This window comes from Muricoccus roseus (assembly GCF_900141905.1).
In the GTDB taxonomy this organism is placed as follows: domain Bacteria; phylum Pseudomonadota; class Alphaproteobacteria; order Acetobacterales; family Acetobacteraceae; genus Roseomonas; species Roseomonas rosea.
Genome location: NZ_FQZF01000009.1, coordinates 162,608 through 186,535, shown reverse-complemented (window position 1 = coordinate 186,535; position 23,928 = coordinate 162,608). Strand labels below are relative to the sequence as shown.

20 protein-coding genes and 1 tRNA gene are annotated in these 23,928 nt (G+C 71.6%); 9 read left to right on the top strand and 12 right to left on the bottom strand.

Annotated features, from left to right (window positions below; genetic code table 11):
* Positions 1–13: 13 nt before the first annotated feature.
* The 4 genes from BUB97_RS09760 to BUB97_RS09745 all read right to left on the bottom strand — a co-directional run bounded on the left by BUB97_RS09760 (position 14) and on the right by BUB97_RS09745 (position 3,854).
* The gene (locus BUB97_RS09760; protein ID WP_073134072.1) at positions 14–1,318 is read right to left on the bottom strand and encodes a UDP-glucose dehydrogenase family protein; all 1,305 of its coding nucleotides are present in this window, start codon (positions 1,316–1,318) and stop codon (positions 14–16) included.
* A 109-nt stretch (positions 1,319–1,427) separates the two neighbouring features.
* On the bottom strand, positions 1,428–2,300 hold the full coding sequence (gene galU, locus BUB97_RS09755) for a UTP--glucose-1-phosphate uridylyltransferase GalU (protein ID WP_073134143.1): 873 nt from the start codon (positions 2,298–2,300) through the stop codon (positions 1,428–1,430).
* A gap of 151 nt (positions 2,301–2,451) precedes the next feature.
* The gene (locus BUB97_RS09750) at positions 2,452–3,168 is read right to left on the bottom strand and encodes a J domain-containing protein (protein ID WP_073134070.1); all 717 of its coding nucleotides are present in this window, start codon (positions 3,166–3,168) and stop codon (positions 2,452–2,454) included.
* On the bottom strand, positions 3,165–3,854 hold the full coding sequence (locus BUB97_RS09745; protein ID WP_073134068.1) for a vWA domain-containing protein: 690 nt from the start codon (positions 3,852–3,854) through the stop codon (positions 3,165–3,167). Before BUB97_RS09745 ends, BUB97_RS09750 begins: the two co-directional genes overlap by 4 nt.
* Positions 3,855–3,952: 98 nt before the next feature.
* Here BUB97_RS09745 and BUB97_RS09740 point away from each other — a divergent pair, with 98 nt between their 5' ends.
* Entirely contained in the window at positions 3,953–5,623 is a 1,671-nt protein-coding gene (locus BUB97_RS09740) for a hypothetical protein (RefSeq protein WP_073134066.1), read from the top strand.
* A gap of 11 nt (positions 5,624–5,634) precedes the next feature.
* Here BUB97_RS09740 and BUB97_RS09735 read toward each other — a convergent pair whose 3' ends face one another.
* Complete coding sequence (locus tag BUB97_RS09735) at positions 5,635–7,899, bottom strand: NADP-dependent malic enzyme (protein ID WP_073134064.1); 2,265 nt, start codon at positions 7,897–7,899, stop codon at positions 5,635–5,637.
* Positions 7,900–7,994: 95 nt separating this feature from the next.
* On the opposite strand from BUB97_RS09735, the gene BUB97_RS09730 reads away from it, so the two are divergent.
* Positions 7,995–8,195 carry a hypothetical protein gene (locus tag BUB97_RS09730; RefSeq protein ID WP_073134139.1) on the top strand — a complete coding sequence of 67 codons (201 nt, stop codon included), beginning with the start codon at positions 7,995–7,997 and terminating at the stop codon, positions 8,193–8,195.
* Between the two features lie 127 nt (positions 8,196–8,322).
* Here BUB97_RS09730 and BUB97_RS09725 read toward each other — a convergent pair.
* A tRNA-Leu gene (locus BUB97_RS09725) sits at positions 8,323–8,408 on the bottom strand.
* A 47-nt stretch (positions 8,409–8,455) separates the two neighbouring features.
* Between BUB97_RS09725 and lipB the strand changes: the two genes are divergently transcribed.
* Together lipB and BUB97_RS09715 are read left to right on the top strand one after the other, a co-directional pair.
* Positions 8,456–9,127, top strand: coding sequence for a lipoyl(octanoyl) transferase LipB (gene lipB, locus BUB97_RS09720; protein ID WP_073134062.1), 672 nt, complete (start codon positions 8,456–8,458; stop codon positions 9,125–9,127).
* 151 nt (positions 9,128–9,278) lie between these two features.
* Positions 9,279–10,604, top strand: coding sequence for an aspartate aminotransferase family protein (locus tag BUB97_RS09715; RefSeq protein ID WP_073134061.1), 1,326 nt, complete (start codon positions 9,279–9,281; stop codon positions 10,602–10,604).
* A 276-nt stretch (positions 10,605–10,880) separates the two neighbouring features.
* Here BUB97_RS09715 and BUB97_RS09710 read toward each other — a convergent pair whose 3' ends face one another.
* Positions 10,881–12,266, bottom strand: coding sequence for a DEAD/DEAH box helicase (locus BUB97_RS09710; protein WP_073134136.1), 1,386 nt, complete (start codon positions 12,264–12,266; stop codon positions 10,881–10,883).
* 275 nt (positions 12,267–12,541) lie between these two features.
* Between BUB97_RS09710 and mtgA the strand changes: the two genes are divergently transcribed.
* The 4 genes from mtgA to BUB97_RS09690 all read left to right on the top strand — a co-directional run bounded on the left by mtgA (position 12,542) and on the right by BUB97_RS09690 (position 17,044).
* Positions 12,542–13,249 (top strand): monofunctional biosynthetic peptidoglycan transglycosylase, encoded by a 708-nt coding sequence (gene mtgA, locus BUB97_RS09705; protein ID WP_073134133.1) that lies wholly within the window; start codon positions 12,542–12,544, stop codon positions 13,247–13,249.
* A gap of 201 nt (positions 13,250–13,450) precedes the next feature.
* The gene (locus BUB97_RS09700) at positions 13,451–15,325 is read left to right on the top strand and encodes a PAS domain S-box protein (RefSeq protein ID WP_073134059.1); all 1,875 of its coding nucleotides are present in this window, start codon (positions 13,451–13,453) and stop codon (positions 15,323–15,325) included.
* Between the two features lie 79 nt (positions 15,326–15,404).
* The gene (locus tag BUB97_RS09695) at positions 15,405–15,806 is read left to right on the top strand and encodes a response regulator (protein ID WP_073134057.1); all 402 of its coding nucleotides are present in this window, start codon (positions 15,405–15,407) and stop codon (positions 15,804–15,806) included.
* A 122-nt stretch (positions 15,807–15,928) separates the two neighbouring features.
* A complete protein-coding gene (locus BUB97_RS09690) occupies positions 15,929–17,044 on the top strand; it encodes an NADH:flavin oxidoreductase/NADH oxidase (protein WP_073134056.1) in 1,116 nt (371 codons plus the stop codon).
* 311 nt (positions 17,045–17,355) lie between these two features.
* Here BUB97_RS09690 and BUB97_RS09685 read toward each other — a convergent pair whose 3' ends face one another.
* Complete coding sequence (locus BUB97_RS09685; RefSeq protein ID WP_073134054.1) at positions 17,356–17,631, bottom strand: acylphosphatase; 276 nt, start codon at positions 17,629–17,631, stop codon at positions 17,356–17,358.
* Positions 17,628–18,329: an ATP12 family chaperone protein gene (locus BUB97_RS09680; RefSeq protein ID WP_073134052.1), complete on the bottom strand. Its 702-nt coding sequence runs from the start codon at positions 18,327–18,329 to the stop codon at positions 17,628–17,630. Before BUB97_RS09680 ends, BUB97_RS09685 begins: the two co-directional genes overlap by 4 nt.
* 46 nt (positions 18,330–18,375) lie before the next feature.
* Between BUB97_RS09680 and BUB97_RS09675 the strand changes: the two genes are divergently transcribed.
* A complete protein-coding gene (locus BUB97_RS09675; protein ID WP_073134050.1) occupies positions 18,376–18,705 on the top strand; it encodes a YnfA family protein in 330 nt (109 codons plus the stop codon).
* Between the two features lie 26 nt (positions 18,706–18,731).
* Here the strand turns inward: BUB97_RS09675 and BUB97_RS09670 are convergent, their stop codons facing one another.
* The 3 genes from BUB97_RS09670 to BUB97_RS09660 all read right to left on the bottom strand — a co-directional run bounded on the left by BUB97_RS09670 (position 18,732) and on the right by BUB97_RS09660 (position 23,928).
* Positions 18,732–20,675 (bottom strand): putative bifunctional diguanylate cyclase/phosphodiesterase, encoded by a 1,944-nt coding sequence (locus tag BUB97_RS09670; protein ID WP_073134048.1) that lies wholly within the window; start codon positions 20,673–20,675, stop codon positions 18,732–18,734.
* Positions 20,676–20,828: 153 nt separating this feature from the next.
* Entirely contained in the window at positions 20,829–22,061 is a 1,233-nt protein-coding gene (locus BUB97_RS09665; protein WP_073134046.1) for a metal-dependent hydrolase family protein, read from the bottom strand.
* Between the two features lie 28 nt (positions 22,062–22,089).
* The gene (locus BUB97_RS09660; RefSeq protein WP_073134044.1) at positions 22,090–23,928 is read right to left on the bottom strand and encodes a gamma-glutamyltransferase family protein; all 1,839 of its coding nucleotides are present in this window, start codon (positions 23,926–23,928) and stop codon (positions 22,090–22,092) included.

The following is a 23,928-nucleotide window of genomic DNA, read 5'->3' as shown; positions in this document are numbered from 1 at the left end:
GGCGCAGGGCCGCTCAGGGGCGGCCGATGGATTGGTACTGGAATCCGGCCTCACGGAAGGCCTGTGGGTCCCAGGCGTTGCGGAGGTCGAGGACGGTGTTGCCGGCCATGGTGGCTTTGAGCCGCTCGGGCGAGAGGGCGCGGAACTCGTTCCACTCGGTCAGCAGCACGAGGGCATCGGCGCCGTCCGCGGCATCGAGCGCGCTTTCGGCGAAATGCGTGGCGGCCGGCATGAGCTGGCGCGCATGGGAGGGCTGGGGGTCGTAGGCGCGGATGATAGCCCCGGCCTGGGCCAGCTTGGGCACGACGACGAGGGAGGGCGCGTCGCGCATGTCGTCCGTCTCGGGCTTGAAGGTCAGGCCGAGCACCGCGATCGTCTTGCCCGCCACCGAGCCGCCCATGGCCGCGATCACCCGCTCCGCCATCGCCTCTTTCCGCGCCTCGTTGGCCGCGATGGTCTGCTCGACGATGGTGGCCGGCGCCCCGAGCTCCTGGGCGGTGCGGGCCAGGGCCAGCGTGTCCTTGGGAAAGCAGGAGCCGCCATAGCCCGGCCCGGCATGCAGGAACTTGCGCCCGATGCGCCCGTCCAGCCCCATGCCGCGGGCGACGTCATGCACATCCGCCCCGGCCTTCTCGCACAGGTCGGCCATCTGGTTGATGAAGGTGATCTTGACCGCGAGGAAGGCATTGGCCGCGTATTTGATCAGCTCCGCCGTCTCGATCCCCGTCTGCACGATCGGCGTCTCGATCAGGTAGAGCGGCCGGTACAGCCGCCGCAGCACCTGAAACGCCCGGTCGCTCTCCGCCCCGATCACCACCCGGTCCGGCCGCATGAAGTCGCCGATCGCATTGCCCTCGCGCAGGAATTCCGGGTTGGACGCCACCTCGATCTCGGCATCCGGCCGCACCCGCGCGATCAACTCCTGGATCTGCCGCCCCGTGCCCACCGGCACCGTGCTCTTGGTCACCAGCACCAGCGGCCCCTTGGCCGCCCGCGCCACCTGCTCGGCGGCGGCGAACACATAGCTCAGATCCGCATGCCCATCGCCGCGGCGCGACGGCGTGCCGACGGCCAGGAACACCGCATCCGCACCCTCCATCGCCTCGGACAGGTCCGTCGTGAAGGACAGCCGCCCGTCCCGCACGTTCTCGGAGACCAGCTTGTCCAGCCCGGGCTCGTAGATCGGAATCCGACCCGCCCGCAGCGCCTCGACCTTCGACACCTCCGTGTCCACCACGCAGACATCCACGCCGAACTCGGCAAAGCAGGCACCAGACACCAGCCCGACATAGCCGGCCCCGATCATCGCGACGCGCATGCAACCCCCTGGCTCACCCCCCGCAGGCGCAGAGGATCTCCACCTTCCTTATCGCCACGGCGGGGCCAGGTCGATATGCGGCCATCCCGGGCGCCGGGCGGGCCGGCGCTCAGCTCATATATTGCGGCAGGAAGGCGCGCACGGCCGCGGCCAGATCCGGCCGCTTCAGCGCGAAGGCGATCTGCGCCTCGAGGAAGCCGGCCTTGTCGCCGCAATCGAAGCGCCGGCCCTCATAGCGCAGCCCGTGGAAGGGCTGCTTGCCGATGAGCTTGGCCATTGCGTCGGTCAGCTGCACCTCGCCGCCCGCACCGGTCTCCATGAGGGAGAGGTAATCGACCACCTCGGGCATCAGCACGTAGCGGCCGATGATGGTGAGGTTCGAAGGCGCATCCTCGATCTTCGGCTTCTCGACCAGCCCCTTCACCGAGACGAGCCTGCCCTTGTCCTCCAGCACGTCCAGCACGCCATACTTGTTGACGCGCTCCATCGGCACCTCCTCGATGGCGACGACGTTGCCCCCGGTCTCCTGATAGGCATCGGCGAGCTGCTTCGTGCAGGAGACCTCGCACTGCATCAGGTCGTCCGGCAGCAGGATGGCGAAGGGGTCGTCGCCGATGAAGGTGCGGGCGCACCAGATGGCGTGGCCCAGGCCCATCGGCACCTGCTGGCGCACGGTGGTGATGGAGCCGGGCTCCACCGCGCTCGCGCGCAGGTCGGCCAGGATCTGGTCCTTGGCGCGCTCCTTCAGCGTACGCTCCAGCTCATAGGCCACGTCGAAATGCTCGACGATCGCGGTCTTGCCGCGGCCGGTGATGAAGCAGAACTGCTCGATCCCCGCATCGCGTGCCTCCTCGACCGCGTACTGGATCAGCGGCTTGTCCACCACGGGCAGCATTTCCTTAGCCAGCGCCTTGGTGGCGGGAAGGAAACGGGTGCCCAGGCCCGCAACGGGCAGGACGGCCTTCTTCAACGGCTTCGGCACGGGAGGCGATTCCCCTGTCATCGTGTTCAGCGGCAGATGTGCCATGGCTGTTGGAACTTGGGAATGTGGCCGGGCCATGGCCTCGCCGTGCCGCTTGCGGGACCGCACCGGCAGGCCGCGCGCGGAAAGAGACGGGTATTCCTCTGCCGTTTCAGCGCCCGGATCGCGGCAGAAGGGCATCCCGGGCTGCGTTCAGGCGCGCGGCGAGCCAGTCGGAGCCTCCCGCGTCGGGATGGGCGCTCCTCATCAAGCGCGCGTGAGCGGCGCGGATCTCGGCCTCGCTGGCGCCCTCCTCCAGCCCCAGGATCGCCAGCGCCTCGACACGGTCGGGCAGGGGATTCGCATCCGGGCGGCCGCCGCCCCGGCCACCCGTGGCGGCCCCCCAGGCGGCATCGCCGCGCCAGCCCGGATGGGCGCGGTCCAGCCAGGCCTCCAGCAGGGGCACGCTCTCCGGGTCATCCGACGCGGCCTCCGCCAGCAGCCCGCGCAGCTCGGCAGGGGTCAGATCGGCAAGGTCGCGCCCGGCCTGCCGGCCCCCCCTGATGCGGCCGGAGAGAGTGCCCGCGGCGGGATCGAGGCGCATGGTGAGCATCGCCGTTTCCACGGCATCGGCCGGGGCCGGTCCGAGCGGGGCAGGAGGAAGGCGGGACTTCCACCACCGCCAGAGAACCGGGCCGAACAGCGCCAGCGCCCAGAACACCTGCCCCGCGCGCCCGGTCAGGAGCAGGACGGCGGCCAGCATGAGGCCCAGCCCGGCCAGTATGCCGGCCAGGGCCCATTTCACCTGGGTCGGGCTCGCCGTGCTGAAGGCGCGCAAGCCCAGGAGCACAAAGGCGAGCAGCGCCGCGCCCGCGGCGACCGGGATCATGAACGCGGCGCCGGAAGCTGCGCCAGCAACCCGGCCGAGCCGGGCAGCCGGGCCAGCGCCTCCCGCCCGCCCGTCGCGAAGGCGGAGGCACCGCGCAGCAGCGCGGCCAGCGTCCCGGGGCTGCGATGGTCGAAGGGCGCCCAGGCGCCGCCGGACTGCCGGGCTATGCCGCGCAGCACGGGGGTGGCCAGCGGGTCGTCCCCTTCCTGGAACACGAAGGCGGGCGTGCCACGCGCCCCCAGCCGGGAGGCGGCTGCCAGGATCGGTGCCGCCTCCTCCTCCACCGCATCGCCCACGAAGACCAGCGCATGCAGCCGCGCCCGCCCCGCCTCGGCCTCGGCATGGCGGAGGAGCCGGAGGATCTGCGTGTGCCCGCCCCGGCAGGAGACGCCCGTCATCTCGGCGGCCAGCGCCCGCGCATCGCCGAGGAAGGGCGTTGCGCGGAACTCGCCATGGCCCCGGTAGAAGGCGAGGCTGACGGCCAGCCCGCCGGCGGCGCCGGCGAACATCTCGGCCTGCACATGGCAGGCGCGGTCCCAGGTCGGCTGCCGGCTGGCCGTCGCATCCACGGCAAAGAGGAGCCGCGCGGGCGAGGAGGCCGCGCGCAAGGCGGGGACGGAGGCGGCGCGCTGCAGGAAAGCAGCGACGGCGTTGCGGGACGGGGCGGGAACCGGCGGCTGGGCCATGGCATCATTATGGGGTGGCGGAGCCGCTCGCGGAACGGCGGGTGGCGCCGGGCCCGTGTCTCTCCTAGCTTCCTCGCCATAAAAGGGAGATGCCGGACATGCGCCGACGCCACCTGCTCCTCGCGGGCTGCTTCGTCCTTCCCGTGGCGCTCGGCGCGTATGCCCAGGCCGAGGCGGAGCGGCAGCTCGATGCCGCCATCGAAAGGCTGCGGACCGGGCTGGGGCCGAACGGCACGGTCGAATGGCGCAGCCGCAGCGTCGATCCGGTGACCGGAACGGCGCGGCTGGACGGGGTGACGGTGCGGCAGGGCGCCGAGCGCATGACGGCCGCCCAGGTGGTGCTGGATGGGCTGGCGGGCGACCGTGTCGGCCGCGCCGTGCTGAGCGACCTGCGGCTGGAGGGGACCAAGCGCCCGGACCAGCCCGGCCCGATGGTCATGACCGCCGGGCGGGTCACCCTGGCCGGGCTGGTGCTCCCCGCCACCGGCGCCGGCCCCGCCGTGAACTGGGCCGAAGCCGCGGTGGAGGAGGCGGTGGCCGAGGGCATCCGCGTGGAGGCGCCAGGCCGCGGCGATGCGGAGCTGGGCCGGCTGAGCCTGGCTGGCTACGCCCCCGGCACCGTGCGCGAGGCGGTGCTGGAGGGCTTCCGCTTCACCGACCGGCGCGAGGGCGAGACGCGCCTGCGCCTCGGCCGCGCGCGGCTGGCGGGGGCGGTGGTGCCGCGCATCGGCGCCGAAGCCGATCCCTGGGCCCTGGCCGCCGACAGCGCCCTGATCGAAGGGGCGGAGATGGGTTCGGAAAAGCACCGCATGTCCATGCGCCTCGGCCGGATGCAGCTGGATGGCTGGGGCCCCGGCCGGCTCACCACCCTGGCCGCCGAAGGGTTCTCGGTGGAGGGCGAGACGCCGGAGAGCGGCCCCTTCGTGGCGGAGCTCGGCCGCGCGGGGATTGCCGGCATCGCGGGGCGGGACACGGCCTATGCCGTCACCCACGACCTGAACCCGCCCCAATCAGTGCAGGGGCAGGAGCAGACGGCCTCGCTGGAGGGGCTGGCCGTCTTCACCGCCGGCCGGCCGCTGCTGCGGATCGGCGCCGTCCGCGCCCGCAACAGCTGGGACGCGGCCGCGCCGGGCGCGGAGCTCGGCTCGCTCGCCGTGGAGGGCATCGCCCTGGACATGCCCGCCGAATACGGCGGCAGCTGGCTCGACCGGCTCGGCTTCAAGCGCGTGCTGGCCCGCCTCGGGGTGGATACGCGGATGCTGCGGGGCGAGGGGCGGCTCGTGAGCGACCCCTTCACCCTCCAGGCCGAGGGCATGGGAAGCCTCGGCGTCACCATGGACCTCCGGGGCATCCAGATCCCGGAGCCCGGTCGCCCCTCCATCGCGAAGGACGATCCGCTCGCGGTGGTCGGGAACTGGTCCCTGGCCTCCATGACCCTGCGCTACACGGAGGAGGGGCTGCTCCGGGCCCTGCTGGCCCAGCAGGCGGCGCGGGAGCGGGTGCCGGAGCGGCAGCTGCGCGACCGCTATGCCCAGTTGGTGCAGCGCACGCCCGTGCCGGGCACGCAGGCCGGCAAGGAGCCGGCGGAGATCCGTGGGCTCCGCGACGCCCTGGCCGCCTTCGCGCGCGACCTCGGCACGATCGAGATCGCGATGCGGCCGGCCAAGCCCGTGCCGATGCTCGAATTCATGACCCTGGGTAGCCGCCCGCCGGAGCAGGCCGTGCGCAGCCTCGGCATCACCGCCCGGGCGACGCCCCCGGCCCGGTAGGGGCGCGGCCGTCAGGCCGGCTGCGCCGCCGCGATCGCCGAGAGGTTCACGATCCCCCGCGCCGTGGTGCTGGGCACCATGACATGCACCGGCTTGTTCATGCCGAGCAGCATGGGGCCGAGCTGCAGCCCGTCCGCCGCCGCCTTCAGCAGGTTGTAGGCGATGTTGGCGGAATCGAGGTTGGGGAAGACGAGAAGATTGGCCGAGCCGGTGAGGCGCCCATCCATCACCGCGCGGTCGCGGATGGCGGGCTCCAGCGCCGCATCGGCATGCATCTCGCCATCCACCTCCAGCGAGGGGTCGCGCTCGCGGATGAGCCGCAGCGCGTGCCGCATCTTCCGGGCGGAAGGCGCGTCAGAGGCGCCGAAGGAGGAATGAGAGAGCAGGGCCACGCGCGGCGTCACGCCGAAGGCGCGCACCTGCTCGGAGGCGAGCAGCGTCATCTCCGCGATCTGCTCCTCATCCGGCTCCACCAGCAGGTGCGTGTCCACGAAGAAGAGCGTGCCGGCCGGGAGGATGACGCCGGTCATGGCATAGACGCGGCCGGCATCGGGGCGCTTGCCCACGATGTCGAAGGCCTGGTGCCAATGGGTCATCCACTCGCCCGTGCCGCCGACGATGGCGGCATCCACCCGGCCCGTCTCGAGCAGAAGGGTGGCAGCGACGGTGGGCCGGGTGCGGAGCGCGCGGGCGGCGGCATCGGGCGGGATGCCGCGCCGGTCGACCTTGCGCTGGTAGAGGGAGAGAAGCGGGGCGAAGGCCTCCTCGTCCGCGGACGGGTCCATCACCGTGACGCTGCCCTCGAGATCCATCCGTAGGCCCATGGTGCGGACCTTCTCGGCGATCACCTCGCGCCGGCCGATGATCACGGGCTCGGCGATGCCCTCGTCCAGCACGGTCTGCACCGCGCGAAGCGTGCGCTCGTCCTCGCCCTCCGCATAGGCGATGCGTCGGCCGGCATTGCGGGCCGCGGCGAAGACCGGGCGCATCAGGTCGCCGGAGCGGAAGACGAAGCGCTCCAGCTCCCGCCGGTAGGCGGGGAAATCCTCGATGGGCCGGGTGGCGACGCCGGAATCCATGGCCGCGCGCGCGACGGCCGGCGCGATCTCCAGGATCAGCCGGGGATCGAAGGGCTTGGGGATGATGTATTCGGCGCCGAAGATCGGGGCATGGCCGCCATAGGCAGCCACCACCACCTCGCTCGCCTCCGCCCGCGCCAGCCGCGCGATGGCCTCCACCGCCGCGACCTTCATCTCCTCGTTGATGGTGGTCGCGCCCGCATCGAGCGCGCCGCGGAAGATGAAGGGGAAGCAGAGGACATTGTTGACCTGGTTCGGATAGTCCGACCGGCCGGTGGCGACGATGGCATCCGGCCGCGCGGCGCGCACGGCCTCCGGCAGGATCTCGGGCTCGGGATTCGCGAGCGCCAGGATCAGCGGCTTCGGCGCCATGGAGGGCAGCCATTCCGCCTTGAGCACGCGCGGCGCCGAAAGGCCGAGGAACACGTCGGCGTCCGGCAGCGCATCGGCCAGGCTGCGGGCATTGGTCGCGCGGGCGTAGCGGGACTTGTACGGGTCCATCAGGACCTCGCGGCCCTCATAGACCACGCCCTCGATGTCGCAGACCGTGATGTTCTCGCGCCGCGCGCCCATCGCGACCAGCAGGTCGAGGCAGGCCAGCGCCGCGGCGCCCGCGCCCGAGGTGACGATCCGCGCCTGCTCGATCGGCTTGCCCTGGAGCAGAAGCCCGTTCCGCACCGCCGCCGCCACGATGATGGCCGTGCCGTGCTGGTCGTCATGGAAGACCGGGATCTTCATCCGGGCACGCAGCGCGCGCTCGATCTCGAAGCACTCGGGGGCCTTGATGTCCTCAAGGTTGATGGCGCCGAAGGAGGGCTCCAGCACCGCGACCGCCTCGACGAACTTCTCGGGGTCGCGTTCCTCGACCTCGATGTCGATCGAATCGATGTTCGCGAACTTCTTGAAGAGGACCGCCTTGCCCTCCATCACCGGCTTCGAGGCGAGGGCCCCGATGGCGCCGAGCCCGAGGACGGCCGTGCCATTGGTGATGACCGCGACCATGTTGCCGCGCGTCGTGAGGTCATAGGCGGTGGCCGGATTGGCCGCGATCTCCAGGCAGGCCGCCGCCACGCCGGGTGAATAGGCCAGGCCGAGATCGCGCTGGGTGGCCATACGCTTGGTGGGCTCGATCGACAGCTTCCCCGGGCGCGGGAGGCGATGATAGTCGAGCGCGGCTTTGCGGAAATCCTCGTCCATTCCGCCGTTATGGCCCTGCGTGCCCTCTGGCGCCAGACGGGAACCGCCCCCGCGCCGCCGCGTTCGGCGCATGGCAGGATGCGAGGGAGATGGCGATGGCGGGACCGTCGGACGATCCGGGCGGGGAGCCCCGGCCGGGGGACAGGGCCCTTCCGGGCACCCCCGGCACGGAGGAGGTGGTCTGCCCGGAATGCGAGGGGAAGGGCGAGCTGATGGGCAAGCCCTGCCTCGCCTGCAACGGCACGGGCATGGTGACCGGAACCCCTGGGCGGGACGACCCGCAGCCGCTGGGCTGAGACGCCACGCTGCAAACCAGGCTTGCGGAGAGGGAAGGGGGCTGGGAGCGGGGCCGGTGCGGCGCTACATCGGCCGCATGGCGGTCAGCCGAAGGGTCGGCCATGGCCGGAGAAGACTGAGAGAAGATGGTGCGGTCGAGAAGATTCGAACTTCCACGGGGTTGCCCCCACCAGCACCTCAAGCTGGCGCGTCTACCATTCCGCCACGACCGCAAACAGGAAACGGCCGGGGCCGCTCCGAGGTGGGGGGCGTATAACGGATGAGTGCGGCGGCGGCAACGGGGGGTGAAGCCCCGGAATGGCTGATTTCCGACAGCCGCATCCCGGTGCCCGAGGCGCTGGCGGCCATGGAGGCCAGGGTGGCCGGAATCCGCGCCGGAACGGCGGGCGAGGCCGTGTGGCTGGTAGAGCATCCGCCGAGCTACACGGCTGGCACCTCGGCCCGCCCTGAGGGATTGCTGGACACCCGCTTCCCGACCTTCGATGCCGGGCGTGGTGGCCAGTGGACCTATCACGGCCCCGGCCAGCGCACCGCCTATGTCATGCTCGACCTCACCCGCCCGCATGGCACGATCCCGGCCCGGGACGTGCGCGCCTATGTGCATGGGCTGGAGGAGTGGATGATCCGCGCCCTCGACCGATTCAACGTGAAGGGCGAGCGGCGAGAGGGGCGGGTCGGCATCTGGGTGGCCGACAAGTCCCGCGGCACCGAGGCGAAGATCGGCGCCATCGGCGTGCGCGTCTCGCGCTGGGTGTCCTGGCACGGCATCGCGCTGAACGTGGAGCCGGACCTGTCGCATTTCGGCGGCATCGTGCCCTGCGGAATCGCGGAGCACGGCGTGACGAGCCTGCACGACCTGGGCCTGCCGGTGACGATGGAGGAGGCGGATTCGGCGCTGATGGCTTCCTGGGCGGAGGTGTTCGGCCCCTAGCCGCGCGTGGCGCGCTTGCCCTGTCCGCCGGGCGGGGCCACGCTTCGCCCCTCGGGCATCCCGGGCCGGCGGCATCCGGCGCGCATTCGCGGAGGACAGAGGTGGCGGCGATCCCAGGGCGGGCCTTCCCGCCATTTCCGGCGCGCGGCGCATGAGCGCGACCGCCCTCCGCCGCAACCTCACCCCCACCGATGCGGTGGCGGAGGCGCGGGCCCGCTACGCCGCCGCGCGGCCGGAAAGCGCCGCCATCCACGCGCAGGCGCGCGGCAGGCTCGCGGGCGGGAACACGCGCTCGGTCCTGTTCTACGCGCCCTTTCCCACGGCCATGGAGCGCGGCGAGGGCTGCTGGCTCCTGGATGTGGACGGGAACCGCTATCTCGACCTCTGCGGCGAGTACACGGCGGGGCTGCTCGGCCATACCGATGCGCGGGTGGCCGCCGCCGTGGCGCGCGCCATGGACGGCGGCATCAGCCTGGCCGGGGTGGGGCGGGCGGAAGGCGCCTTCGCCGCGCTGATGTGCGAACGCTTCCCCGTGCTGGAACGGGTCCGCTTCACCAACAGCGGGACGGAGGCGAATCTCCTCGCTCTGGCCGCCGCGCGGGCCTTCACCGGGCGGACCGCCGTCATGGCCTTCGAGGGCGGCTATCATGGCGGCGTGCTGAGCTACACCGCCGGGCAGAACCCGGTGAACATGCCGGTGCCCACCCTCCTCGTGCCCTACAACGACATCGAGGCCGCGCGGACGATGCTGCGGAAGCGGGGCGGGGAGATCGCGGCGGTGATCGTGGAGCCGATGCTCGGCTCCGGCGGCTGCATCCCCGCCGCCCCGGGCTTCCTCGCCATGCTGCGGGAGGAAACCGCGGCCTGCGGCGCCCTGCTGATCTGCGACGAGGTGATGACCTCCCGCCACGGCCCCTCGGGCGCGGCGGCGCTGGCGGGGGTGCGGCCGGACCTCGCCACCTTCGGGAAGTGGATCGCCGGCGGGCTCACCGCCGGCGCCTTCGGCGGGCGCGAGGCCGTCATGGCGGTGTTCGACGGCCACCGGCCAGGCTCACTGCCCCATGCCGGCACCTTCAACAACAACGTGCTCTCCATGGCCGCCGGGCCCGTCGCCCTGGCCGAGGCCTTCCCCCCCGCCCGGGCCGAGACCCTCTTCGCCTTCGGCGAATCGCTGCGTGCGCGGCTGAACGCGGTGTTCCGCGAAGCCGGGGTGCCCGCCTGCTTCACCGGCATGGGCTCAATGATGACGGTGCATTTCCGCGACCCGCCGCCCGACCGCCCCTATGCCGAGGGGCCGGAGGAAGCCGCGCTGCGGGAGTTGTTCTTCTTCGACATGCTGGAGGCCGGGATCTACCTCGCCCGGCGCGGGATGGTTGCGCTGAGCCTGCCGGTCGGCCCGGCGGAGGCGGACCGCTTCGTCGAGGCGGTCACCGGCTTCGTCGCCGAACGCGGGCCGCTGCTGCGGGGCGCGGCATAGGGCGGGCTTTCGCAGCAAAGGGGAGGGCTCTGCCCTCCACCCGCCAAGGGCCTGAGGCCCTTGGAACCCCGTCTGACTGCCGTGGATACCCCGGATCGAAGGGGTATTCCGTTGAAGGTACCTGTTCCGGCCGCTTCAGTCGCCTGAGGTCCTAGACCTCAGGCGCACCGTCAGCCGAGTGATTCCAAATTTCTGGAAAAAGATGATGGTGAGGGGTCCGAGGAGAGGAAGAACTCCTTCTTCCTCTCCTCGGGATAGACCAACAGCGTGGCGAAATCAGCGACCGCTGTCGCGGAAGTCGCCGTCGCGCCAGCCCCGGTCCTTGCGCTCCGGGCGGGCCGCGTCGGGCCGGCGCTGGGCGCCGAAACCGCCACCGCTGCTCCGGCCCGGCTGGCTGGCGCCGGTGCCGCGGCCACCCTGGGGCTGGCCGCTGGCATGGCCACCGGGGCGGCCCTGCGCATGGCGCTGGCCGCCGCCGTCGCGGCGCGGCGGGCGCTGCTGCTGCTGGCGGTTCGGCCGGCGCGGCACGGGGCCGGTCGGGATGTCGCCCTCGGCCGGAACCTCCTGGCGGGTCAGCTTCTCCACGGCGCGGAGCAGCGCGACCTCATCCGGCGCCACCAGCGCCACCGCCTCGCCCGAGGCGCCCGCGCGGGCCGTGCGGCCGATGCGGTGCACATAGGTCTCCGGCACTTCCGGCAGGTCGTACTGGATGACATGGGTCACGCCATCCACGTCGATGCCGCGGGCCGCGATGTCGGTCGCGACCAGGATCGGCGCGGTGCCCTTCTTGAAGGCCTCCAGCGCCCGCTCGCGCTGGCCCTGGCTCTTGTTGCCATGGATGGCGCCGGCGGAAAGCCCGTCCTGCTCCAGCTGCTTCACGATGCGGTCGGCGCCGTGCTTCGTGCGGGAGAAGACCAGGGCCCGGCCCACGCCCTCGCCGCGCAGCAGGTCGGCCAGGATGGCGCGCTTGCCGTCGGCGCGGGTGTGGATCACGCGCTGGTTCACCCGCTCCGCCGTGGTGGCGACCGGGGTGACCTCCACCCGCACGGGGTCGGGCAGCAGCTCCTTGGCGAGCTTGGCGATGTCGTCCGGCATGGTGGCCGAGAAGAACATCGTGTGCTTCGTGCGCGGCAGCATGCCGGCCACGCGGCGGATGGTCGGCCAGAAGCCGCGGTCCAGCATCTGGTCCGCCTCGTCCAGCACGAAGGCCTCCACCGCGTCCAGCTTCAGGGCCCGCTGGTTCAGCAGGTCCATCAGCCGCCCGGGGGTGGCGATCAGCACGTCCACGCCCTTGGCCATGGCGCGCTTCTGCGGGTTCTCCGGCACGCCGCCGAAGACCAGCGCGGTGCTGGGGCGGATGTGGCGGCCATAGGCGCGGACGCTCTCATGGATCTGCGAGGCCAGTTCGCGGGTCGGGGAGAGGATGAGGACGCGGCAGGTATAGGGGGCCGCGCGCTTCGGGTTCTCATGCAGCCGGTGCAGCAGCGGCAGGGAGAAGGCGGCGGTCTTGCCGGTGCCGGTCTGGGCGATGCCCAGCACGTCCCGGCCCTGGACCGCGGCCGGAATGGCCTGGGCCTGGATGGGGGTGGGGGTGGTGTAGCCCTCTTCCTCCAGCGCGCGCAGAAGGGGCGCCGCGAGGCCGAGCTCGTTGAACTGCGTCATGGATTCCAATCGGGGCGGCCCATCCCGGGCCGCGCGAAGCGGGTGGAGGCGCCCCGCGTGTCCGGTCGCATCCAGGGTATCGGAGATGTCGACGCCCCGGTCAGGGCCGCGCGCATCATTGCGCGAGGCGGCCGTCTCACGCGGCCGGGACGTGGCCGCGGCTTGCGGCCGGGCACGGGCTCTACATGGGGCAAGCCGTGCTGCGGCGCAAGATCGAAGCGGGCGTGGCACGGGTGCGCTTGACGCGGGGCGGCCCGGCGGCCAGCAGGGGAGGCATGGGGCGCCAGCAACTCCTGCACCTTCCGACGTGGCGGCTGAGCTGGCGGCAGCGCCTGGCGCGGCTCGCCCTGCTGCTCCTCCTGGCCCCGCCGGCACTGATCCTCCTCTTCCGCTTCGTCCCCGTGCCCTTCACCCCGCTGATGGTCATCCGCTCCATCCAGGGCGAGGGCTGGCGGCATGACTGGGTGGCACTGGAGCGAATCGCGCCCGCCCTGGCCCATTCGGTGATCGCGGGGGAGGACAACCGCTTCTGCGAGCAGGCGCTGGGCTTCGACTTCGCCGCGCTTCGGGGGGAGATCGAGGACTGGTGGGAGGGCGAGCGCCCGCGCGGGGCCAGCACCATCACCATGCAGACCGCGAAGAACCTCCTCCTCTGGCCCGGCCGCGACCCGCTGCGGAAGGCGGCCGAGGCCTGGCTGACCCCGCAAATCGCCCTGCTCTGGCCGAAGCGGCGGGTGATGGAGGTCTATCTCAACAGCGTGGAGTTCGGCCCCGGCATCTACGGGGCCGAAGCCGCCGCCCAGGCCTTCTTCGACAAGCCGGCCGCCGACCTCACCCGGCGGGAGGCGGCGCGCCTGGCGGCGGTGCTGCCGAGCCCCCTGAACTGGTCCGCCGCGCGCCCGTCCGAGCACGTGCTGGGGCGTGCATCCACCATCGAGCGCCGGGTGGGGCAGCTCGGGCCATTGCTGGACTGCGTCCGCTGAGGCTCCATCCCGATACCCGTTCGCCAGGGGATCGGGGGCGAACGCAGCCATTCTTTGTCTTGTCTTCGCTCTGCGGGATCGACCTGCGGGAAAGCTGGCATCCGGTTGGGCCTTTCGGCGTTGGTCCCGACATGGCCGCTTGTAACAGGCCGAAGGCGTCATCCCTCCCGCCAGGCCAGGGGTGCCAACAGCGGGGACGTGATGCCCGACTTCGACAAGATGATGCAGCGGCAGCAGGTCCTCGCGGATTTCGGCGAACTCGCCCTTCGCTCCTCGGACCTGGACAGGATTCTTGCCGAGGCCTGTCGGCTGGTGGGGGAAGCGCTCGGAACCGGGCGCGCCAAGATCCTCGAGATCGTGCATGCCGAGCGGCAGCTCCTGGTCCGGGCGGGCGTGGGATGGGATCCCGGGATTATCGGGTTCCTGCGGATGCCCATGGAGGAGCGCACCTCCGAAACCTTCGCGATCGAGGCTGGCGAGCCGGTGATCTCGCGCGACATCGCCGCTGAGGACCGCTTCGATGTCCCGCGCTTCATGAAGGAGGCGGGGGTGGTCGCGCTGGTGAACGTGCCGGTCTTCCTGCCCGGCGGGCGGGCCTATGGGCTCCTGCAGGTGGACGACACCCGGCCGCGAGACTTCGGTCAGGACGAGATCCAGTTCCTGCGCACCTACTCCACCCTCCTCGGCCCGGTCATCGACCGGCTGCTCCTGGCGCGGGCGCTGCGATCCACGGAGGAGCGCTTCCGCCTCACCGTGGAAGCGGCCCTGGACTACGCCATCTTGCTCTCCGACCCACAGGACCGGATTACCGACTGGCTGCCCGGGGCACAGGCGGTCTTCGGCTGGACGGCCGAGGAGGCGGTCGGGCAGCCCGTTGCCATCACCTTCACCCCCGAGGACCGGGCAAGTGGCCAGGACCGGTGGGAGACCGAGACCGCCCGCAAGGAGGGTGTCGCCCCTAATGTCCGTTGGCACCTCCGCAAGGACGGTCAGCGCGTCTTCATCGAGGGGTCCACCCGGGCGCTACGTACCCCTGACGGCAAGCTGCTGGGCTTCCTGAAGATCGGCCAGGACGTCACCGAGCGGCGAGCCGCGGAGGATCGTCTGCGGGAGAGCGAGGAGCGGTTCCGGCAGTTCGGCGAAGCCTCCTCGGACCTCATCTGGGTCCGGGACGCCGAGACCTTGCAGTTCGAGTATCTCAGCCCGGCCTTCGAGGCGATCTACGGGGAGGCCCGGGAGGCGGTCCTCAGCGGCGACACGCTCCAGCGCTGGGCCGACCTGATCCACCCCGATGACCGCGAGCGGGCGCTCTCCATGATTCATCGCGTCCGGGCCGGTGAGCGGGCGATGAGTGCCTTCCGGATCATACGTCCCTCCGACGGCGAGATCCGCTGGATCGAGAACACCGACTTCCCTCTCTATGACAGCACCGGCCGAGTACAGCGCGTTGCCGGGCTGGCCAAGGACGTCACCGAGGCCCGCATGAGCGCCGCCCGGCTGGAGGTACTGGTGAACGAGTTGCAGCATCGCAGCCGCAACCTGCTGGGCGTCATCGCCTCGGTCGCGTCCAAGACCCTCGGCGAGGAGGGAGCCGCCGCGGACTTCCAGGCCCGGCTGCGGGCGCTCAGCCGGGCGCAAGGCCTGCTCAGCCGGTATGGCAGCAACATCGCCGAGGTCGGTGCGCTCGTGCGCGCGGAGCTTGCAGCGCACACGGAGGTCCACCCGCCAAAGGTGGCGGTCTCTGGCCCACAGGTGCTTCTCACAGCCCGGCAGGTGCAGAACTTCTCCCTGGCCCTGCACGAGCTGACCACCAATGCGGTGAAATACGGCGCCCTGCGGGACGGCAAGGGGCAGCTCTCCGTCACCTGGACGGCGGAGCGGATCGGAGAGGGGGAGCGCCTTCTGACGCTGGACTGGATCGAGAGCGGGGTTGACCTGCAGCCCGAGAAGGTGACCCGGCGTGGCTATGGGCGCCAGCTGATCGAGAAGGCGCTTTCCTACGCGCTCCGAGCCAGGACGGAGTTCGTGCTGGGCGAGGATGGAGTGCGATGCCGCATTCAGCTTCCGCTGGAATGATCCAGTTTGTGGCCCTCGCCGGGAAAAGCTGCAACGCCCTTCTCCTTTCCTGGACCCGCATCATGAAGACCGAACGCTGATGTCGACCGCCGCAGGACCATTGGTTGGCCGCCGCATCCTCATCGTCGAGGATGAGTACCTCATCGCGGAGGCAATGGAGGAGTGGCTCAGCGGGGCGGGTGCGAAGGTCGTCGGGCCCGTGCCCAGCGTCGAGCAGGCCTTCGAGCTCATCGAGGAGCCGGAGAAGGTGCTGGACGGGGCCGTGCTGGACGTGAACCTTGGCCGGGGCGAGACCGCCTATCCCGTCGCCGACAGGCTGAACGAGCGCGGCGTGCCCTACCTGTTCGCGACGGGCGACGTTCGCATCATCGACGATCCCGGGCACCGAAAGCGCCTCCGCCTCGAAAAGCCCCTGAGCAGGCAACAACTGGTCAGGGAAGTGGAGAGGCTCGTGTCCGGTTCGCCAGCGCATCCGGATTGAAGAAGGCAGCCGCGGGCGGGCAGCGAGCACCCCTCATCGCGCCCGCGCCGCGAATGCAGGACGCCGGCTGTCTCCGGTGGCCGCCGCGTCATAATACTGGGCCGAACGCCGAGGAGTCCCGGATGAGCCAGCTTTTCCAACCCCTGCGCGTGGGCGGGCTGGAGCTTCCCAACCGCATCGTCATCGCGCCCATGTGCCAGTATTCGGCCGAGGATGGCCGCGCCACCGACTGGCACATGATCCATCTCGGCCACCTGGCGCTCTCCGGCGCCGGGCTGCTCATCCTGGAAGCCACGGCGGTGTCCCCGGAGGGGCGCATCTCCCCCGACGACCTCGGCCTCTACTCGGATGAGGACGAGGCGGCGCTCGCGCGGGTCATGACCGCGATCCGGACGACCTCCGCCATGCCGGTCGCGGTGCAGCTCGGCCATGCCGGGCGCAAGGCCTCCAGCCGCGCCCCCTGGGAAGGCGGCGCCCAGATCCGCCCGGGCGAGCCGCGCGGCTGGCAGACCGTCGCCCCCTCCGCCCTCCCGCATTCCGAGGGGGAGGCGCCACCCGTCGCCCTCGACCGCGCCGGGCTCGACAAGGTGCGGGAGGATTTCGTCACCGCCGCCCGCCGCGCCGCTCGGCTGGGTCTGGATGGCATCGAGCTGCATGGCGCCCATGGCTATCTGCTGCACCAGTTCCTCTCGCCCCTCTCCAATCAGCGGGAGGATGCCTATGGCGGCAGCCGGGAGAACCGGATGCGCTTCCCGCTGGAGGTGTTCGAGGCCGTGCGCGCGGCCTTCCCCGCCGAGCGGCCGGTCTGGGTGCGGGTCTCGGCGACCGACTGGGTGCCGGGCGGCTGGGAGGTGGAGGACACCATCGCCTTCGCCCGCGCCCTGGGGGAACGCGGCTGCGCCGCCATTCATGTGAGCACCGGCGGGGTCTCCCCCAAGCAGGTCATCCCGCTCGGCCCCGGCTACCAGGTGCCCCATGCGGCGCGGGTAAAAGCCGAGACGGGGCTGCCCACGATCGCGGTCGGCCTGATCACGGAAGCCGAGCAGGCAGAGGAAATCGTCGCCTCGGGCCAGGCAGACGCCATCGCCCTGGCCCGCGGCATCCTCTACGACCCGCGCTGGCCCTGGCATGCCGCGGCGAAGCTCGGCGCCCGGGTCGCCGCGCCCAGGCAGTACTGGCGGTCCCAGCCGCGGGAATACAAGGACCTCTTCGCAGGCGCCGCGTACGGACAGCGGTAGGAAGGGGCGCGGCGCTTCGCCTTCCGACCTGTACTTGCCGCGCCCTGGGAGGCTTTGCCTCCCAGACCCTCCACCGGGGCCCCGGCGGGGGCCCCGGACCCCGCGTTTAGCCTGCCGGGGATGCCCTGATCGCTGTCGCGCCGCAGGCATTTTGATTTGAGGGCACGCGCTGCGTTGTCAGTCGCCTGAGGTCATAGACATCAGGCGTACCTCCAGCCCCACATTCCACGGCAGTCCTGAAGAAAAAGATGAGGGAGGGTCCGGGAGGGAGAATTCCTTCTCCCTCCCGGGGGCAGCCAGAAGCCCACCTCTCAGAGCGTCGGCCGCCGCTGGAATCCCGGCTCGTCCGGCGGCTCCGCGAAGCTCTCCTCGATCTCCTCCACCCGGGCGAGGGGCGGGCCATGGCGGGCGGCGAGGAGGACGGCGCCGATGCAGGCTTCGTCCCCGGCCAGCAGGGCTTCCACCGAACCATCCGCGCGGTTGCGGACCCAGCCGCCGAGGCCCGCGGCCGCCGCCTCCCGCACCAGCCAGTCCCGGTAGCCGACGCCCTGCACCCGCCCCCGGATTCGCAGGAGGCGCGCCTTCACCGGGAGAGCTCCAGCAGCCGCGCGGCCAGGGCGATATCGACCGCGATCCGCTCCCGCCGTGCCAGGGCCTCGGAATCGGTGCCCCAGAAGGATTCCTGGTAGGTTTCGTCGATTGTGGCGAGGCGATGCGCCTCGGCCGCGTCGATGCGGCCCGCGGAGAGGGCAAGGCCGAGGACGAGGCTGCCCATGGCGGGGACGGCAATGCCCAGGGCCGAAAGGCCGAAGGGGGTGTGGGCCGCGACCGCATGGTGCAGGGCACGCAGGGAATCCGGCGGCTGCGCCACATGGATGATTCCCCGCGTCACCTGCAGCGGCGCGTCATGGTGCAGGGCCGCCCAGTCGAGGAGGGGCTGCCAGTGCTCGGCCTGGAGGGCCGCAAGGCGCCGGTCCTCCGCCCGGTAGCAGAGCAGGTCGCTCCCGCCATATTCCGCGATGGCCGCGGCGCTCGGCGCGGGGTCGGGCGCGATCCGGTCCACCGCGGTTCCGACCAGGCGGGTGAGGGGGACCTCCTCATAGGTCATCTCATTGCCCCGGGCGCCGCCGGCGACGTGCCATTCCGCCGCCAGCGCCTCGGCCAGCGGCCGGCTTTGCAGATGCAGGGTGGTGCCGCCGGGCAGCCGCAGCGGGCGGCCGTCCAGGGCGATGCCCCAGCCGGAATCGACCGGCTGGACCGTGGCTTCATTCCAGAAACGCTTCATGGGGGGGAATTGGGGTGCCGGGGGGTGGCGTGGCAAGCTTCCGCCGATGGGATCGGCACTGATCTATGGCGCGGCGGCGCTGGCGGAAATCGGCGGGTGCTTCGCCTTCTGGGGTTGGCGGCGCCTGGGATGGCCGGCCTGGGCGCTGCTGCCCGGCCTGCTCTCCCTGGTCACCTTCGCCTGGCTGCTCACCCTGGTGGAGGCCTCGGCGGCCGGGCGGGCCTATGCGGCCTATGGCGGCGTCTATGTCGCCGCCTCCCTCGCCTGGCTCTGGGCCGTGGAAGGGCGCGTGCCGGATGGCTGGGACCTCGGAGGCGCCGCGCTCTGCCTGATCGGGGCCGCGGTGATCTTGTGGGGCGGCGGCGCGGCGCGCTAGGCGCTCCGCCTGGGGAAAGCCGCCCTTCAGGAGAGGAGCGGCGCCCTGTCCGAAGGCGCGGGGACCGGCGCCCGGACCAGGGCGGCCCCCAGCCCGGGCTCCGGGCGGCCCAGCAGGAAGCCCTGGGCATATCCGGCCCCGAGGCGGCGCAGCAGCGCCCAGTCCTCAGGCCGCTCCACCCCCTCCACCACCGCCTCCAGGCCGAAGGCGCCGGCGATGGCCAGCAGGGCCGAGAGCACCGGCTCGCGTTGCGCGGGCGGGAGGGCGAGGATCGACCGGTCGAACTTCAGCAGGTCGAAGCGAAAGCCGCGGAGGCTCGAGATGTTGGAGAAGCCCGCGCCGAAATCGTCGAGGGCGAGGGCCACGCCCATGGCCCGGAGGCGGCGGATCGTCTCGCGCGCGCTGGGATAGCGCGAAAGGGACATCTGCTCCGTCAGCTCCAGCACGAGGCGCTCCGCCGAAAGGCCCGTGTCGCGCAGGATGCCCGCGACCATCGAGGCGAGGTCGGGCTGCTGGAACTGCACCGGGGAGAGATTGACGGAGAGCCGCCAGCTTCCCCCGGCCGCGCTCGCGGCCGCGCAGGCCTGGCGGAGCACCCAGGCGCCGATGGGAACGATGAGGCCACTCTCCTCGGCCACAGGGATGAACCGATCGGGCGGGACGGGCCCGCGCACCGGGCTGTTCCAGCGCAGCAGCGCCTCCATGCTCGCCACGGCGCCATCCTCGCAGCGGAAGATGGGCTGGAAGACGAGGGACAGCTCCTCCCGCGCGAGGGCGAGGCGTAGCTCGGCGGGCAGGGTGGCGACCGAGCGGAGCGCGTCCAGCGCGGCCGATGCCGGCTCTTCCTCCGGCGCGGCCCGGGCGGTCGGGCTGTGCAGCCGAACGCCGCCGCCGCCATTGTGCTTGGCCTCGTAAAGGGCCTTGTCGGCGTTGCGGAACAGCGCGTCGGGATCGCTGCCATGGTCGGGCGAGAGGGCGACGCCGATGCTGACCCCGACACGGACCACTCCCCCCTCATCGAGCGCCACGGGCCTGGAGAGGCTGGCGAGGATGCGTTGGCCGACCGCCTCGGCTATGGCGGCATCGGCGCCGGGCAGGATCGCCGCGAATTCGTCCCCACCCAGGCGGCCCACCAGGTCGGCCGGCCGGACAGCCGCACCCAGCCGGGAGGCCAGCCGGCGCAGGAGCTGGTCCCCCGCGGCATGGCCATGCACGTCGTTCACGGTCTTGAAACCATCGAGGTCGAGCAGCAGCACTGCCATGGGCCTGCCCTCCTCCACGCCCCGCTCGAACGCGGCGTGGAGCGCACGGCGGTTGGGCAGGCCGGTCAGCGCGTCGTGCATCGCCTGGAAGTTGAGGATCCGCAGCGCCTCCACCTCCGCGGTGCGGTCCCGGGTCGTGCCGCGGAAGCCGACCATCCGGCCCGCCTCGTCCAGGATGGGCACGCCGTTCACCTGGAAATGGACGAGGCTGCCGTCGGTCCGGCGGGTGCTGTACTGGAAGTCGCGAAAGGGCTCGCCCGCCTTGTTGCTGGCGATCTGCCGGTCCCAGGTCTCGGCCGGGGTGATGGGGTCGAGGGCACGCAACTCCGCCAGGGTGGTGCCGACCGCAAGCCCCGGAACGTCGCGCTTCACCCCCGTATGGTCCGAGATATGGACGAAGCGCCCCTCCATATCGGTCTCCCACACCAAGTCGGAGGAGCAGAGGGTCAGGTCCTCGGCGCGGCGGAGCGCCTGTTCCATCCGCCGGTTCGCCGCGTCCAACCGGCGGATCTCCTCCCGCCGGGAGCTCATGAAGGACCAGAACAGCGCGAGCAGCAGCACCGCATGGCCCAGGATCAGCAGGGCGGAGACGAGGCCATGGTGCGGCGCGTGATGCGCGCCCTCAGGCAGCGAGACCCGCAGATCCAGGAGAAGGAGCAGGAACTGCCCTGCGAGAAGCAGGGGAACAGCCAGTCTCCGCAGCGACATGACGGTTTTCGCCTGATGCGACAATGCAACCGACGGTAGACGGATCGGGCGGGCTATTCAACTTTCAACGAGGAATGTTCGCCATTTCAGCGGAAGGTCTACGCGGACGGGACGGAGGCGGATTTGTGGTCCGCCCCGCCCCGCTTGGACACCTCAGTTCAGCTCGTTCTTGAAGAACCGGCCGTCCCGCATGATGGCGAGCATCGCCGCACCCTGGTTCTGCAGGCAGGAGAGATCCTTCAGCGGGTCGCCGTCCACCACCAGCAGGTCGGCCTTCGCCCCGGGGGCCAGCACGCCGATCTCGCCCTCCATCATGCAGAGCCGTGCCGCCAAGGTGGTAGCGGAGACGAGGATCTCATGCACCGGCAGCACCCGCGCGCGGATCTCGAACTCCATGGACTGGTACTTGTGCAGCCCGCCCAGCAGGTCCGAGCCGAAGGCCATCGGCAGGCCGGCGCGGCGCATGATGTCGAGGGATTCCAGCCCGGCGGTGCGGACCGTCTCGATCTTCGCGACCGATTCCGGCCCGAGGCCCAGCGCCTTGCCCTCCAGCGCCAGCCCCTCATAGGCGACGAGGGTGGGGCAGGCGATGGCGCCGGCCTTCGCCGCCATCTCGGCCGTGTTCGGCCGGATGAGGTTGCAATGCTCCAGCGAGTGGACGCCGCATTCCACCGCGCGGCGGATCGCCTTGTCCGTATAGAGATGCGCGGCGACATAGGTGCCGGCATTCTCCGCCTCCTCCACCGAGGCGCGGATCTCGTCGCGGGAGAAGCCGAGCGCGTGGATGGGGTCGTTGGGCGAGGCGACGCCGCCATTCGCCATGATCTTGATGAAGCGCGCGCCGGACTTGATCTCCTCCCGCGCCGCGCGGCGGACGGCATCCACCCCGTCGCAGATGCGGCCCAGCGAGCCGACGCGGTTGGCGAACACGCCCTCGCGGTCGTCGGAGCGCGCGCGGAAGTCGGAATGCCCGCCCGTCTGCCCCAGCGCCTTGCCGCAGGGAATGACGCGGGGGCCGTCGATGAGGAACTCGTCCACCGCGGTGGCGATGCCGGGCTCCGCGCCGCCGAGGTCGCGCACCGTGGTGAAGCCGCGCATGAGCATGCCGTGCATCACCTTCGCCGCGCGCATCATGGCGAGGGAGGAGGGCTGCGCCGCGTTCTCGGCGAGGTTCACCATGGCCGCGATGACATGGACATGCGCGTCCACCAGCCCGGGCATGATGGTCTTGCCGCGCAGGTTCACGCGGGTGGCGGAGGAGGAGGTGATGGGCCTGTCCGACACCTCGCGGATGCGGTCGCCCTCCACCAGCACCTCCATCCCGCCGCGCAGCTCGGTCGCGCCGGGTTCCAGGAACTGTCCGTTGGTGAAGATGTAGGAGGTCATGCTCTCTCTCCGTCTCGGCGCGCCGGCTTCACCGCGCCACCGCGTAACCCTGCATGCCGCGCGGATTGGCCGCGGCCTTGACCATATGCGTGTCCCCGTCCGCCTCCCGCGCGCAGGCGGAAAGGCGGCCTTCGGACCAGGAATCCCCCAGCGTCACCGCGTGCCCGCGGCGGCGCAGCTCCTCCACCGTCGCGGCGGGGAAGCGGTTCTCCAGCGTTAGCGTGCCGAAGCCCGTCTCGCGCGGCCAGAAGGAGGCGGGGGCGTGGTCCGTGTGGAAGGCCGGCGCGTCGATCGCCTCCTGCAGATTCATGCCGTGATGCGCATGGTGCAGGAAGAGAAGCAGCGACCACTGCTCCTGCTGGTCGCCGCCCGGCGTTCCGAAGGCGAGATAGGGCTTGCCGTCCCGATAGGCGAAGCTCGGCGTCAGCGTGGTGCGCGGCCGCACGCCCGCCGCCATGGAGGAGGCGAGCCCCTCCGTCAGCCAGAACATCTGCCCGCGCACGGTGAGGCCGAAGCCAAGCCCGGGCACCACGGGGCTGGACTGGAACCACCCGCCCGATGGCGTGGCCGCGACCATGTTGCCCCAGCGGTCCACCACGTCCACGTGGCAGGTGTCGCCGCGATGCGTGCCGCCGGCCGTGGTCACGGCCTCGCCCGCGCGGTCCTGCCCGCCGCGCGCATCCTCGCGCGCGACCGTCGGCTCGCCCGTGCCCACGCGCGGCTCCTTCAGCGTGCCGGCGGCGGCGAGCGGCGGCAGGGTTGGGGCGCGGCCTTCGGGCGAACCCGGCCGGAACTCCCGCGAAGCCTGATCTCCGATCTGCGCCCGCCGCTGCGCCGCGTATTCGGCCGAGAGCAGCGCCTCCAGCGGCACCGGCGCGCTGTCGCCATACCAGCAATCGCGGTCGGCGAAGGCGAGCTTGATGGCCTCGGTCACCACATGCACGAAATCCGGGCCCAGCGGGTCCATCTTCGCCAGGTCGAAGCCCGAGAGGATGTTGATGGCCTGGAGGAAGGACGGCCCCTGGCTCCAGGGGCCGCATTTGAACACGCGGTAGGCGCCATGGTCGGCGAAGACCGGGCGCTCCACCGGCACCTGCCAGGCGGCCATGTCCTGCCCGGTCAGCAGGCCCCGGTTCTTCCGGCCGGAAACGTCCCACACCTCCGCCTCGCGGTAGTAGCGGTCCACCGCCTCGGCGATCGGCCCGCGATACCAGTAATCCAGCGCACGGCGGATCTGCGCCTCGCGCCCGCCCACCGTCTCGGCATCGGCCAGAAGCCGCTCATAGGTCGCGGCCAGGGCGGGGTTGCGGAACAGGCGCCCGGCCTGCGGCACCTGCCCGCCGGGCAGGTAGATCTCGGCGGATGTGGGCCAATGCGTCGCGAACAGCTCCCGCACCGAGGCGATGGCGGCGGGAATGCGCGGCACCAGCGGATAGCCTTCGCGCGCATAGAAGATGGCGGGCTCCAGCACCTCGCGCAGCGTCGCGGTGCCCTGGTTCAGCAGCAGCGTCATCCAGGCCCCGAAGGCGCCGGGCACGCAGGCCGGCAGCAGGCCGGAACCGGGGACGAGGTCGAGCCCCAGCCCGCGCATCCGCTCCATGGTCGCCGCGGCGGGGGAGGGGCCCTGGCCGCAGATCACGATTGGCTCCTCCGCCCCGGCGGGGCAGGCGATGATGGGGGCGTCGCCACCGGGCCCGTTCAGATGCGGCTCCACCACCTGCAGCACGAAGCCCGAGGCGACGGCGGCATCGAAGGCGTTCCCGCCCCGCTCCAGCACGCCCATCCCCGCCGCCGAGGCCAGCCAATGGGTGGAGGCGACGGCGCCGAAGGTGCCCCGCAGCTCGGGGCGGGTGGTGAAGCCGGACAT